13 protein-coding genes are annotated in these 12,639 nt (G+C 51.1%); all 13 read right to left on the reverse strand.

Going from position 1 to position 12,639, the window contains the following annotated elements; translation table 11 throughout:
• Positions 1 to 19: 19 nt before the first annotated feature.
• On the reverse strand, positions 20 to 1,393 hold the full coding sequence (gene dbpA / locus ACOTW6_RS02005) for an ATP-dependent RNA helicase DbpA (RefSeq protein ID WP_062932976.1): 1,374 nt from the start codon (positions 1,391 to 1,393) through the stop codon (positions 20 to 22).
• Between the two features lie 57 nt (positions 1,394 to 1,450).
• Positions 1,451 to 1,597 (reverse strand): hypothetical protein, encoded by a 147-nt coding sequence (locus ACOTW6_RS02010; RefSeq protein WP_371306719.1) that lies wholly within the window; start codon positions 1,595 to 1,597, stop codon positions 1,451 to 1,453.
• Between the two features lie 282 nt (positions 1,598 to 1,879).
• Complete coding sequence (zntB, locus tag ACOTW6_RS02015) at positions 1,880 to 2,863, reverse strand: zinc transporter ZntB (protein ID WP_017382256.1); 984 nt, start codon at positions 2,861 to 2,863, stop codon at positions 1,880 to 1,882.
• A gap of 90 nt (positions 2,864 to 2,953) precedes the next feature.
• Positions 2,954 to 4,084 carry a methyl-accepting chemotaxis protein gene (locus ACOTW6_RS02020; protein ID WP_023303809.1) on the reverse strand — a complete coding sequence of 377 codons (1,131 nt, stop codon included), beginning with the start codon at positions 4,082 to 4,084 and terminating at the stop codon, positions 2,954 to 2,956.
• Between the two features lie 316 nt (positions 4,085 to 4,400).
• On the reverse strand, positions 4,401 to 4,889 hold the full coding sequence (locus ACOTW6_RS02025) for a hypothetical protein (protein ID WP_032103614.1): 489 nt from the start codon (positions 4,887 to 4,889) through the stop codon (positions 4,401 to 4,403).
• 28 nt (positions 4,890 to 4,917) lie between these two features.
• Positions 4,918 to 6,234 (reverse strand): VasL domain-containing protein, encoded by a 1,317-nt coding sequence (locus tag ACOTW6_RS02030; RefSeq protein ID WP_062932975.1) that lies wholly within the window; start codon positions 6,232 to 6,234, stop codon positions 4,918 to 4,920.
• Between the two features lie 23 nt (positions 6,235 to 6,257).
• Positions 6,258 to 6,713 (reverse strand): type VI secretion system baseplate subunit TssE, encoded by a 456-nt coding sequence (gene tssE, locus ACOTW6_RS02035; RefSeq protein ID WP_015570427.1) that lies wholly within the window; start codon positions 6,711 to 6,713, stop codon positions 6,258 to 6,260.
• Positions 6,713 to 7,258 carry a type VI secretion system lipoprotein TssJ gene (gene tssJ, locus ACOTW6_RS02040; RefSeq protein ID WP_062932974.1) on the reverse strand — a complete coding sequence of 182 codons (546 nt, stop codon included), beginning with the start codon at positions 7,256 to 7,258 and terminating at the stop codon, positions 6,713 to 6,715. Before tssJ ends, tssE begins: the two co-directional genes overlap by 1 nt.
• The gene (gene tssG / locus ACOTW6_RS02045) at positions 7,236 to 8,321 is read right to left on the reverse strand and encodes a type VI secretion system baseplate subunit TssG (RefSeq protein WP_421766223.1); all 1,086 of its coding nucleotides are present in this window, start codon (positions 8,319 to 8,321) and stop codon (positions 7,236 to 7,238) included. The genes tssJ and tssG overlap by 23 nt, the downstream gene beginning before the upstream one ends.
• Positions 8,285 to 10,039 carry a type VI secretion system baseplate subunit TssF gene (tssF, locus tag ACOTW6_RS02050; RefSeq protein WP_062932973.1) on the reverse strand — a complete coding sequence of 585 codons (1,755 nt, stop codon included), beginning with the start codon at positions 10,037 to 10,039 and terminating at the stop codon, positions 8,285 to 8,287. Before tssF ends, tssG begins: the two co-directional genes overlap by 37 nt.
• A gap of 83 nt (positions 10,040 to 10,122) precedes the next feature.
• On the reverse strand, positions 10,123 to 10,593 hold the full coding sequence (locus ACOTW6_RS02055) for a hypothetical protein (protein ID WP_062933058.1): 471 nt from the start codon (positions 10,591 to 10,593) through the stop codon (positions 10,123 to 10,125).
• Between the two features lie 268 nt (positions 10,594 to 10,861).
• Positions 10,862 to 11,353 carry a hypothetical protein gene (locus ACOTW6_RS02060; RefSeq protein ID WP_006810786.1) on the reverse strand — a complete coding sequence of 164 codons (492 nt, stop codon included), beginning with the start codon at positions 11,351 to 11,353 and terminating at the stop codon, positions 10,862 to 10,864.
• Positions 11,350 to 12,630, reverse strand: a complete 1,281-nt coding sequence (locus ACOTW6_RS02065; RefSeq protein ID WP_062932971.1) for a PAAR domain-containing protein — start codon at positions 12,628 to 12,630, stop codon at positions 11,350 to 11,352. Before ACOTW6_RS02065 ends, ACOTW6_RS02060 begins: the two co-directional genes overlap by 4 nt.
• Between the last annotated feature and the right edge of the window lie 9 nt (positions 12,631 to 12,639).

Below are 12,639 nucleotides of genomic sequence, written 5' to 3' on the forward strand. Positions count from 1 at the left end.
TCTGAGACGCGTTTTAAGCTTATTTCAGCAGTCGAACGCGGCAGGTCTTCCCTTTAATCTTCCCGCCCTGCAACTGTTTCCAGGCCTTCTGCGCAACTGACTGGCGAACCGCTACGTAGACATGCGCAGGATGGACAGTGATCTTGCCAATATCTGCCCCGTCGAGACCGATATCCCCAGTTAACGCCCCCAGAACGTCACCGGGACGCATTTTGGCCTTTTTACCGCCGTCGATGCACAGGGTGGCCATTTCCGCCGCCAGCGGAGCGATGCTGATATTACCTGGGGCATTCACCCAGTTGAGTTTCAGTTGCAGCATTTCCGCAAGAATATTGGCGCGCTGGGCCTCTTCAGGTGCGCAGAAGCTGATGGCGAGACCACTGTTACCCGCACGTGCGGTACGCCCGATGCGGTGGACATGCACTTCCGGATCCCATGCCAGCTCAAAATTCACCACCAGCTCAAGCGATTTAATATCCAGGCCACGGGCCGCCACATCCGTTGCAACCAGCACGCGAGCGCTGCCGTTAGCGAAACGCACCAGCGTCTGATCGCGATCGCGCTGTTCCAGATCGCCATGCAGCGATAATGCGCTCTGTCCTGCATCATTCAGGGCATCGCACACCGCCTGACAGTCTTTTTTGGTATTACAGAACACCACGCAGGACGCTGGCTGGTGTTGGCTCAGCAATTTTTGTAGCAGTGGAATTTTGCCCTGCTGCGATGTCTCGAAGAACTGCTGCTCAATCGCCGGTAACGCATCGACAGCATCGATTTCAATGGTCAGCGGGTTCTTCTGCACGCGTCCGCTGATCGCCGCAATCGCCTCAGGCCAGGTGGCAGAAAAGAGCAGCGTCTGGCGTGTGGCTGGGGCAAAGCGGATCACTTCGTCAATCGCATCGCTGAAGCCCATATCCAGCATGCGGTCAGCTTCATCCATCACCAGCGTTTGCAGTGCATCGAGTGAAACGGTGCCTTTTTGCAGGTGATCGAGCAGACGGCCCGGCGTTGCCACAATGATATGCGGCGCGTGCTGAAGGGAATCGCGCTGCGCGCCGAACGGTTGCCCGCCGCAGAGCGTTAAAATTTTAGTGTTAGGCAAAAAACGCGCCAGACGACGCAGCTCACCCGCGACCTGGTCGGCCAGCTCGCGCGTCGGGCAGAGTATCAGGGACTGGGTCTGAAACAGGGTTGCATCAATGTGTTGTAACAGGCCTAGCCCGAATGCAGCCGTTTTTCCACTGCCGGTTTTCGCCTGCACGCGCACGTCACGGCCTTCAAGGATAGCCGGCAGCGCGGCGGCCTGGACAGGGGTCATAGTGAGGTAGCCCAACTCATTCAGGTTAGTCAGTTGGGCTTCAGGCAGAACGTTCAGCGTGGAAAAAGCGGTCACAATATACTCTCGTGGTAATGATTGCAGTCAGATGGCGCGTATCCTCGCAGATCTGCGCTAACGATGCGACAATTTAATCGGTTCTTCATCCGGCGGCGGATCCGGCATCGGCTGCGGACGTGGGACAGGATCGGGTATTGGCGTCGGATCGGTAGGCACCGGATCGGACTGCCAGGTGTTCAGGCGTTGCAGGTCAAGTAGCATACTCATCTTTTCCTCCAGATTAGGGTGCTGACCCCTATAAAGGGTAGACGCAGATAAACAGGAGGCAAAAAAAAGCCGACTATGAAGTCGGCGTCGTACGAATCAATTGTGCTATGCAGTAATTCAAAAAAAGGAAGTAAGACAATATGGAGCGCAACGCCCATCGCTTGACGTTGCATTCACCTGCGGGAGTAATATTGCACCTAACATGGTCGGAGTTTATTGACTTCGCTCAATTAAAATGTCGTTTTGAAGCCGACTCTGCCTCAGAAAAGCGTAAATTTACAGCCATTTACTACGATGCAACCACCATGCAACACCCCCAATCAAAACCACTAACATGACGCAAAACGTGGTGAAGCCATAGTGATATTCACCGCCGGGGATCCCTCCGAGGTTTACGCCAAACAACCCCGTCAGGAAGGTACTCGGTAAAAAGACCATCGCCATCAGCGACATGGTGTACGTTCTCCTGGCTAACGACTCCTGCATCACCTGGGCTATCTCATCCGCCATGACTGCCGTTCTGGCAATACATGAGTCAATCTCGTCCAGTCCACGTCCGAGCCGGTCAGCGATATCCTGCATTCTGCGGCGCTGATCGTCGTTCATCCAGCTCATACGTTCGCTGGCCAGCCGCGCATAAACGTCGCGCTGAGGGGTCATATAGCGGCGCATCACGATGAGCTGCTTACGCAGCAGCGCCAGAAAACCACGTGGGGGGATTTGCTGATCGAGCAGGTTATCTTCCAGATCGATGATTTTATCGTGAAGTTCTTCTATAAACTCGCTGGCATGATCGGTCAGCGCATCACACACATCCACCAGCCAGCTGCCGCAATCCGTAGGCCCCGTGCCCTCTTTCAGATCGTTAATGACGTCATCCAGCGCCAGCACTTTTCTCTGGCGGGTGGAAACAATCAGCCGTTCATCCATATAAACACGCATTGCCACCAACTGATCCGGACGCTCATCCGTACTGCCGTTTATACAACGCAGCGTAATTAACGTCCCCTCACCCATCCGGCTGACGCGGGGTCTGAGACTTTCTCCCGCCAGCGCATCCCGAACGTTGTTGGGCAATAGCGGCGTGGACGCGAGCCACTCGGCGCTGTCCGGGTGCGTGTAGTTGAGGTGCAGCCAGCATGGATGTTCGCTGTCGATGTGATCCTGATCTTCAAGCGGCCTTGCGCCGCCTTGTCCATCAAACACCCATGCAAAAACTGCGTCAGGTACGTTAACCTCAGACCCTTTAATGCTCTCCACAGCGCCTCCACCGTTTTATCTCTTTCGGTGTCAGTCTAGCTTTCGCCGAGGGTTAAGCAATAATTATGTGAGGCATCGTCCTGAATACGTTCAGGAATTCACCGCCCATTCGCGGCTTTTTAATGCATTATCAGTCTGGAACTCATTTTCCAGACGGAAATTACGTGTTCGTGTCTGGAGCTCAATCACCTGATTGCGCAGCACATCTGACGACCCATTGAGTTCCTCAACCATCGACACGTTGCTCTGCGTTACGCGTTCAAGCTCTGACAATGCCTGCGTAATTTGTGAAATACCTTTTTCCTGTTCTGATGTTGAGGCGGATATTTCATCCATCAGTCTGCTCACATTGCCCGAACCGGTAACAATGTCATGCATGTTTTTTTCGGCTTCAGAGACCACGTTAACGCCCTGCGTCACGTTATGGCTGGTAACTTCAATCAGTGACTTAATATTTTTTGCCGCTTCGGCGCTACGATGCGCCAGGCTTCTCACCTCACCCGCGACCACAGAAAACCCTTTACCATGGTCGCCCGCTCTTGCCGCTTCAACGGCGGCGTTAAGCGCCAGAATATTGGTCTGAAAAGCGATACCGTCAATCAGCGAGATAATCTCTGTCATTTGCTGGGCGCAGTCGGTAATCGACTGCATATTGTTCGCGACCTGCCCCATTAATTCTCCGCCTTTACGCGCCTGTAACGTCGCGATATTCGCCTGCTCGCTGGCTAAACGGGTATTGTCGGCATTATTTTTTGTACTTGCAGCCATCTCTTCCATGCTGGCTGCCGTTTGCACCAGCGAAGCTGACTGCTGTTCTGTTTTGACGGAAAGCTGCGCGCTGCGTGAAGAGAGTTGATCTGACAGGGTCATCGCGGTTTGCGAGGAGGCGCGGATCTCACGGACCAGGGTTGCAATGTTGCTGGAGAGACTATTAATCCCCGGGATCAGGCGTCCCGCACAATTGTTGCCAAATTCAGGTATCGACACGCCAAGTTTGCCTGACGTCACTTCTTCAATACTTTTTTTCACCGTATTGATCGGCGTCACAAGATATTTTGTCATGTACGCCCAAAGCAAAAATAAGGCGATGAATTGTACAATTATGACTGCAATAAAAAGCGAAGAATTTCGTGAAAATAGCGCTATAACTCCATCACTTACCAAAAATACACATAAAAGGAAATAGACAATGAACGTTCTGACACTAATATTTCTTAGCATACGTTTTCCTGGGACATTATATTTTGGTTGGCATTAAGGGTTATAGCATTGCCATACGAATTTGTCCTCACGTTCGTCGCTGGTTTGTTGTTTTGCAGTTTGATTTGCGCAGTTTTACTTAAGGCGGATAAAAAGCATGTTTTACGCTAAATATCTGGCTTGTCGTTGGGTTACTGATACCCCTTCAAAAATGTTAATTATATATTTAAGGAGGGGTACTGTAGGCCGCCGGTGTGTAGTGGTGCTTAATAAGTTAACGTAGTTAATATATATTAACTACGTTAATGCGCGCTCCTTCCGTTAGGGTGACTTACGTTCAGGCCAGACAGTCGATAGCCTGGAAAAAACAGTCCTCAGTCATGAGAATATTCTCTTTTGCACTTTGATGCCCGCGACGAATATACCAGCCTGTATCAGGCGCCATGCTTAAATGGAATATCCTCGCCCCCGACAGACTATCGGGGACATTAATACTCATCGTCACACACCCCTTCTCCGGCCCCCTGATCACCTGTTCTGGCATAATGGTGACGCTGCGATCCCCATTTTGCAAAATGATCGTCGTAATGGCATAACGACATATACCGCTACTGAGGCTGTAGCCAACCGTACTTAAATCGGTGATATGTTTTTTAGATAAAAATATTTCAATACCAGAACCTTCAAACCATGTAATGATTTGCTGCGCAAGATCCTCCATCCGCTCACAAAACGCCCTGACTTCGGCCTCAGCCGTATTAACATAGATCGGTTTGTCCCCGATGCTCTGCTGCACTTTCTTAAAAAAACGCTCTCTTGCTGACATGTCAACTCCGTGTTTTTCGCCAGTCTCATTATTCTTTTTGGTGCTTCAGCAAGGCATAGCTGGCAATCAACTGCTGAAGATGCTGTTCGGCCTGGTTTAGCTGCGCTGCTGACAGGGGTTGCCCGGCAGGTAAAATGGAAAGCAGACGAAGCTGCTCCTCAAGCGGAACGGTATGGCTGAAGGACTGCGACATGGCAAACACGGCTGATTTCAGTTCGCTGACCGTCATGTACTTCCCCTTCTGTTCATCCAGCGCGTTTAGCCTGTTCGTCAACTGCTGTAACTGCGTCATTCCCTGATGCCAGCCATTCAGATCTGACTCTGCAAGTCCGGCAACGCTAATCTGCTTGTGCCACTGTTGTGCCAGGGGTTTGGCCTCTTCAGGCCACAACGTCAGCGCCTGCTGCACCAGACGGTCGCCGTAGCTTACTGCCCAGTCTGGTTTCAGGTGTAAAAGCTGCGCTAACAACTGCTGTGTCTTGCTGATCCCCGGTTCAGGTGGCGGTGACGTTTGTTGCAGCGCCTGCAACTGTGCTGTAGAGAGTCCTTCAGGTAAAGGAGTCAGAGTTGCAGCCAGCTGCATTTGCGCCGAATCTGGCGCATGCATCATCTGCCATCCCACTACGACAACACTGGCAGCCACCAGCATGGACAACATACCCGCAGCAAATGGTTTCCACTGCTTCACGGGCACAGGAGGCTCTTTATTCGGCAACGACTCGGGCTGAACCACATAAACCCATTTGCAACGCTCTGTCGGTTCTGTGAGGTGGAGTTCCGCGGCCCCTACCGCGTTACCCGGCAGACTTACGCCCGAATTTTCACTGTTTTCCAGACGCACTGCTGCGTTCTGCATCATCGTGCGCAGAGCATCAAGCTGAGCAGCATGCTTAAGTTCGAGGCGCTGCAACATGTCACTCAGAGCGTTCAGATTCTCCTCAGCCTGATAAAGCTGCCCTAAATCGGCATACGTCAACGTCAGCGTTCTCACCACCTGTTGCAGGCGTTTGCTCAGTGCGCTGAGGATTTCAACTCGCGCATGAACAGGCTGTGGCCAGAGGCTACCCCACTGGCGGACGACCAGGGCAGCCAGTACCGCCAGCCCTTCATTCATGCCGTAGAGGCCGGCAAGATGCGTGCGGGCGAGCGTATACCAGGCAGCCGTTTGTAGCTCCACACCGTTATGCTCGAACAGTGACAGACAGAGCGTTTCCGCGTGTTGCCAGTTAACATCCGGGCGTGCCGGATGGGTGAGCTTGTTCATTTCTTCGCGCAAGGCAGCGTAATCTGCAAGTGTGCGCGGATCCCCGCCGGTTTTAAGTTGGCGTTCAGAATTTATTGTCATAACTGTTTTAACCTGAGTAATAACTAGATGGCGGCTCGTGCATCGAGGTATTGCTGTTGTTTCAGATGACGGATTAATACCCTGCCCTCGGGCATAAATTCCGTGCCGTAGCGCACCAGCCCGACCCCCTTCAGCTCCGCATCAATGGCGTAGCGGAGTTCACCGGGCTGAATCTGTTCCTGCATCACCACGTTAATCCGGCTCAGGCGCGGCTCATATTTCAGCAATATGGCCGACAGTGTGGTAATCAGCTGATGGGCGGTACCGGGCATTCCCTGGAGGATTTTTGTCATATCCGGCAGGCCGTAGTCCGGCAGGTGAGCCAGCGTACCGGCGCGGCAGTTGAGGATGCGCTGCATGTTATCGAGTACTGATAAAATCACCTGATTCTGTTCGCTGACTTGGTTGAGGCTCAGGCCACCTGAGAAATTGCCGCTCAGCATTTCATACAGCGATGGCGTATTATGTCCCTTAGGCATCAGTCATCCTTCAATGGCTGTAACGTCAGGTGGTTATTCCCGGCCTCCAGAATGCGCGGCTTATCCGGATCGAGATCTTCACGTTTTAGAACCTGCTTCCAGGTATTGTTGACCAGGTCCGGGTGACGAAACAGGCCGACTACCGCGACAAACTGCGTTTCTTCTTCCATTGGCATATCAAGATTTGTATCACCGCCCGGTTTTACGACCACATCGCGGGTCGCCATCAGGTCGGTTTTCAGAATAGTTTCGCCATCGTTCAGTAGTTGCTGGTAAACCGTTTTATCGAAGATTTTACGGTCTTTCAGTTGATAGACACGGACTACCATCGGCTCGGAGAGTGAGTTACTTTCGCGGGAATCGGTGTTTAGCGCTTCACGCGCCGTGAAATCCAGGTGCAGCATCTTAATTTTTTTGTAGAACACGGCGTTAAATGCCGATTTGGTGCCATCGGTGATACCCTGCGTCATCCCGCACCCCGTCAGGCTGAACGCCAGCAGCGCAGGCAACCAGCCTGCGGATTTAATCAAACTTGTACGTAACACGTCGGTTTCCTTGTTGTGGTATTGCTGGCTTCAGGCCAGTGTAATAGCCCAGTTCCGTCGTAAAGGTCGGTGGGATATCGTCTTTAAGTTCCCCCTCATCAGCACCCAGCACGCCGTTCATCCCGAGCCAGAAAGGGCCTTCGCCAAGCGGCGGAACGGCCAGCAGTCGGGTCCGTGTGGTCAGGGTGATCTTTGCTTTAAAACGCCAGCCGATCCAGACACGAAGCATCACCAGAAAGTCCTGATACAGCAGACCGTCCGGCTTCCAGCCCTGTGCCTCCTGTTCATTATCCGTTGTAAGCGCAACCAGCAGTTGGCTACCCGCATCCATCGCTTCGTCACCCAGTGGCGTGTTGCCGTCCAGCAGAAAATCGTCATCACCGTAAAAGCCCAGCGGCTGACCCATTTCCACCGGCCGCAGGCAGTATGGACTGACCTTCACGGTGGTATCCGGGGCCAGCAACGTCACCAGCGCCTGCATTCCCTCCTGAGTTTTGCCCGGTTGCTGTAGAACACCCAGCAGAGCCAGAAAACGGGATACCGGTGTGGCGATGTGGTCTGCTGTGCCGGGAATACCCAATCCCACCAGGCCCAGCAGTGACTGCGAGATGCTGTCCGTACCACCGGGTTCAAAGGTGGCCGGATAAGAGTATTTACGCCAGATACGGTAAAACTGCGTCAGAATGCGATGGCTGAAAATATCCAGAAAACCCTGTAGTGCGTCATGCCCTTCCCGACGCTGAGCGATGTCATCGAGATACGCCATCGGCAGGGGTGAGTCGACACCGTACATTCCCATAAAGGTCGTGCGGATAAGTGGTGGCCGGCTGTCATCATCCTCATCATACTCCACGGCTTTCAGCTCACTGGCCGGAAATCCCATGCCCGGATGCGGGGCAAAGCGTACCGGGTCATCGCCCGGGTGACTGGTCGAGCCCATCAACGGCCTGCCCGGGTTACGCTTCTCCAGCAACTGGCATAAACGGTAAAAGTTAATACGATGCAGGTCGGCTTCCAGCCGTGGGCTCAGCCGGGAATGCGGCGGTTGTGCTTCTCTTCCCATTCCAGGCGTTCTCCGGTCGGTTGCAGAATGATAATCAGGCGGTTAAACAAATAGATGTCAGTGTATAGCGCAAAGAATCGGCTCATCATCTCGCCAAATAAGCAGATGTCGCCGCGTCCGGCAAAGCCATTGCTGTCCAGCGTGACTTCAATCTGCACGCCACGGACCAGGTAGCCCTGTTCAAAGCGCTCCGTTTCACTGTGTTTTACCTCGAGAATGGCTTCCAGGCGGCGACGGTTCATCTCGCTGTCGGTCCATTCATACAGCGCCAGGGTACCGCGCAGCACGTCGGCATTATCCATCATCGACAGAAATCCGCTGCCAAGGTGACTCAGTACGCGCCAGTGGAAACGGTCCTGCGCCGGTGGGTAACAAGGCAGCGTCGGCGCAAACAGGTTGCGCACGGCAATGCTGACCGAAGTGGTTTTCATCACCGTATCAAGCACGGTGCTTTGCAGCGCACGTCGTGGCAGTTGACCATTGGTGCCAGTTAGCGTCAGCGACAGGCTTTCGTCTTCCGGGACGGTATGATTATCAAATGCTTCGCCGCCAAGGATGAGCCAGGTGTTATGCAGACCGGACGGACCGCGGCGCACACGGGTGTGGTAGTAATATTCTGGTGCTTCATGACGCATCATTCCTCCCTTATGACGGAAGCTCGAAAACGGCACGTAGGTATGCTGGCTCGATGACATCACCGAATCCACGGTATAGATCTCGGTATGGCCATCCTGCACGCGCATCGGGCGCAGCATGTATTCGGTTTGCAGAGAATTGAGCGTCAGCGGATCGGATTCCAGCGGGAACAGGTTAATGACCGGCACACAATTCAGGCGCAGGTGCTTTTCGGTAAAGCTGAAGTCATGCTCCCAGCGTTCCGCCAGCACCACGTCGATTTCAAACCACGGGATCTCAGCCGGAAAGACCACGCTCTCCAGCCCGCGCAGCCCCGTAAACATGAATTTCTCGCGAAAGGTGAAGTACTCCAGCAGCAACTGGTAACCGCTGAAACTACTGTCCCCCTTCGGCCACAGCCTGTCATCATCACCAAACCCCAGTGCGGTGAAATACCCGTCCATCGGCCTTCTGTCCGTGTCACCCGGCATGCGTAGCCACAGGCGCGCAGTATTCATGGTAAAGGCTTCATGCATGGCGCAGGCCAGCGGTGCGTCAGCGTTGAAGTAGAACGGGATCTGGCTGAGATCGACACGGCTCCAGTCAGCGAGATGGCTACAACTGAAGCGCAGGCTGATGACAGAGCGCCCATCAGGATCAGTCGACAGGCGGGCATGCTCCAGCGCCAGTGGCTGAAGGGTTATCTCTTTAGTTGTGGTGTAGCGACAACGCGTGCCTTTTTCACCGATCGGCCGCGAATTGACCTCGAAACCTCTGGCAATACGCATCGGTTCTTTCATCTCACGCCAGACAGGAGTGAACTCCACCACCGACATCGAGGGAATAGTGCGCAGGTAATGCGGCCACAGCAGACTGACCAGCCCTTCAGTCAATTCAGGCAGGTCGTCATCAAGCTTCTCACGCAGGCGGCCCATCAGGAAGGCAAAGCCCTCGAATAGGCGCTCCACGTATGGGTCGCGCGCGCCCGCTTTATCGAGATTGAGCATTGCTGCCTGCTCCGGGTGAGCGCGGGCAAATTCTTCGCCGGCTTCCAGCAGGTAGCGCATTTCAGCGTCGTAGTAACGCAGGGTTAAATCATCCATATATTTATATTAATTTCTTATCATTTATTAAACACTGGAAATTCCAACTTTAAACAGACATTTCCTAGAAAACAGGCTATGGATCAATATTTATAGTTGAATGCTTTTATTTTTTTAAAACATAAATCACCGGGAGCTTTCTCTAGAATATCATTATTAAACCCATCGTTTATTTTAATCGACACAGAACACGCACCTGCTGTTGAGGAAAGAATGAAATTCCGGCCTCCACCACCAACTGAATTATATTCGTATTGGCCACCGATCCTCCAACCAATATCGATTACTGCGTCTCTTCTAATCAGAGATATAAATGAAGCAGTAAATTCACTTTTCTCGCCTGGAGCTATGATTTTAGGTTTTGACCTTACAATTCGCTCAACTTCTTCAGGTTCGGGGTCGACGTCATAGATACTCTCACCAGCATATATAAAAAGAGGTTTGTTAGTATTATTTGTAATCGTAACGAAAGGTCGTATCGGGAAGACATGAACAACTAGCACCAACAATCCCGAAAATAATATAATGCACCCCAGAATTAATTTCTTTTTCATGATCATTCTCCAATCTTATCTGGATTATCTATATTCCAGCACCAATGCTTTTCCTTTGAGTGCGGTAGTAGCACATTAGGTGTTTGCTCGAGCGCGTCAAGGATATTAATCGCAGTCAAACTGTGGCCATATTCACCCTGTTTATGGAAAAGAGCAAAACCGATAGAGATGCTCTTACCTGCATGTATGAAAAATAGTTTATTAATATTATCTGTGATGCCTGACCAGTAAAAATGAAGCTACAGGCGCAAAAAAAAGCAACAGATACTTAATCATTCTCAACGTCCTGTGACTGGCTGAATGTAGTGGGAGCATAACTGCTCGATCCTTTTCCGGCGAGCCTACTTCCTCCACATACTGATGGTGGGAGTACGTATTCGGTGGCCATTCCCGGCATCCATCCATCAGGGCGGCCGACGCACTTCACATAGCCTTTACTCTCAAGAATCGAAGTATACGCAAAGGAAAAGATGACAGAACTTATGATAAAAACACCAACCAGACCTATAAATACCCTGTTTGTTTTTTTGCATTTGATAATTGCCTGCTCTTCTCCGTGCCTCATTGCCAAATACCAGTATATGCATGGGAAAAGAAGAATTATCGGAATCATTAGCAGAGCGGAAACAATCGGTGAAAACACTATATCATTTCCAAATTCAAATAGCTCACTAAATGCATCATTTGCAAACCACAGGGAACCTAATGATGAAACACACCAAATAATAATATTTCCAAAAAACCTGCGTTTCGCACTCATAAGTTAATTACCTGCGGCGCCAGATCGCCAATAAATTTTTTAATATATTGCTTTATTTCGGATTCTATTACTTGCCGCCCTTCTCTGAGCTTTCCATCTATATACATGGCTCCCAAATCAAGTAAATCATTTGAGATCCCCCTGGATCTTTCAACAAACTCTTGCTGTGCAGATTCGATGTAAGGTGCCATGAACTCAACCAGACTATCCGTAATATGATATTTCCTGTCCAGAGTGTTTAACACCCAAGCTAAACCAGCTCCAAAAACAAGAACAACAGCGATATTCAGGACTATATACGCAGACATTGTATATAATCCAACAGCATAAAGCGCTGCTGAAGTAATTCCTACTTTGACGATATCGGTAGCAAGCGTGCCCAGGAACTTTGCGAGTGTTGTTTCATCATTCAATATAAAATCAATTGTATCTATAACCGAAACATATATAAAACCGAGAATCGCACCTTGAATGATGGATTTCTTTAATCCAAATTTCCCTATTCCAGCCTCGATGATTTTGGGGTTCATCTCTGCAAAGACAGGGGCATTGAGCGTTTTCCTGATTGCGGCATAACCACTAATTTTTATCAGGCGTGTTCCTTTGTGGTTAATAAACACCGTTGCGGTTATACCGATGCTTCCCAGTTTGTAAACCATCGCTGAAGCACTGGCTGCATCATCGATATTCGTTGCATATGTTTTGACAGTATTACCAACGGGATTTGTCACGGCATCTTTCCATGTTTTTTTTACAAAATCCCAGCCGTCAATAATCCGTTGACATTCCTCCAGCGTCAGTAAGAGGAAATCATGTCTGTTAGCTCTGAGCATCCCTCGAACGTTGTCATCCGGTACGGTATGAGTGTTGATTAACACAGGATATCCCGGCGCTAACATTGTATCAGTCTGTGAGCCAGCCAGAAACGCCTGAGAAACCGCATTCGCCAGAGATGTCTTTCCAGATTCTTCTGCTGCTGAAATTGCTCCGGCTGAACTCTTTTCGTACGTATCATCCCACATCGAGGGAATAAACTTTGCCTTACAGGGACATGAACTGTAGCTGTCGAGAGTGCCGGCCATTCGCCTGCCATGAATGATATCGTTGTCGATGCCACCGGCTACCTTGTAAATCCCCGGAAATTTACCGCAGGTCACGCTGTCCTGTTCCCGGGCAACCGGTTTACCAAACAGAGTGTGATCTTCTGCGCCCGTGATAATTCTTCCGCCGCAGGTCGTTTTGTCGCCCTGCACCAGATAAAAGCCTTTTGCTGGCATACGTTTTTC

Source organism: Enterobacter cloacae complex sp. IR5403, from assembly GCF_049238705.1.
Lineage (GTDB): Bacteria > Pseudomonadota > Gammaproteobacteria > Enterobacterales > Enterobacteriaceae > Enterobacter > Enterobacter hormaechei_C.

What these genes read in the sequence shown, in the direction of transcription:
- ACOTW6_RS02060 (WP_006810786.1), bottom strand. Translation starts at nt 11,353, where the DNA reads ATGAGTGCGAAACGCAGGTTTTTTGGAAATATTATTATTTGGTGTGTT.
- tssE (WP_015570427.1), bottom strand. Translation starts at nt 6,713, where the DNA reads ATGCCTAAGGGACATAATACGCCATCGCTGTATGAAATGCTGAGCGGC.
- ACOTW6_RS02010 (WP_371306719.1), bottom strand. Translation starts at nt 1,597, where the DNA reads ATGCTACTTGACCTGCAACGCCTGAACACCTGGCAGTCCGATCCGGTG.
- ACOTW6_RS02030 (WP_062932975.1), bottom strand. Translation starts at nt 6,234, where the DNA reads ATGACAATAAATTCTGAACGCCAACTTAAAACCGGCGGGGATCCGCGC.
- tssF (WP_062932973.1), bottom strand. Translation starts at nt 10,039, where the DNA reads ATGGATGATTTAACCCTGCGTTACTACGACGCTGAAATGCGCTACCTG.
- tssG (WP_421766223.1), bottom strand. Translation starts at nt 8,321, where the DNA reads ATGGGAAGAGAAGCACAACCGCCGCATTCCCGGCTGAGCCCACGGCTG.
- ACOTW6_RS02020 (WP_023303809.1), bottom strand. Translation starts at nt 4,084, where the DNA reads ATGCTAAGAAATATTAGTGTCAGAACGTTCATTGTCTATTTCCTTTTA.
- ACOTW6_RS02055 (WP_062933058.1), bottom strand. Translation starts at nt 10,593, where the DNA reads ATGAAAAAGAAATTAATTCTGGGGTGCATTATATTATTTTCGGGATTG.
- ACOTW6_RS02065 (WP_062932971.1), bottom strand. Translation starts at nt 12,630, where the DNA reads ATGCCAGCAAAAGGCTTTTATCTGGTGCAGGGCGACAAAACGACCTGC.
- ACOTW6_RS02025 (WP_032103614.1), bottom strand. Translation starts at nt 4,889, where the DNA reads ATGTCAGCAAGAGAGCGTTTTTTTAAGAAAGTGCAGCAGAGCATCGGG.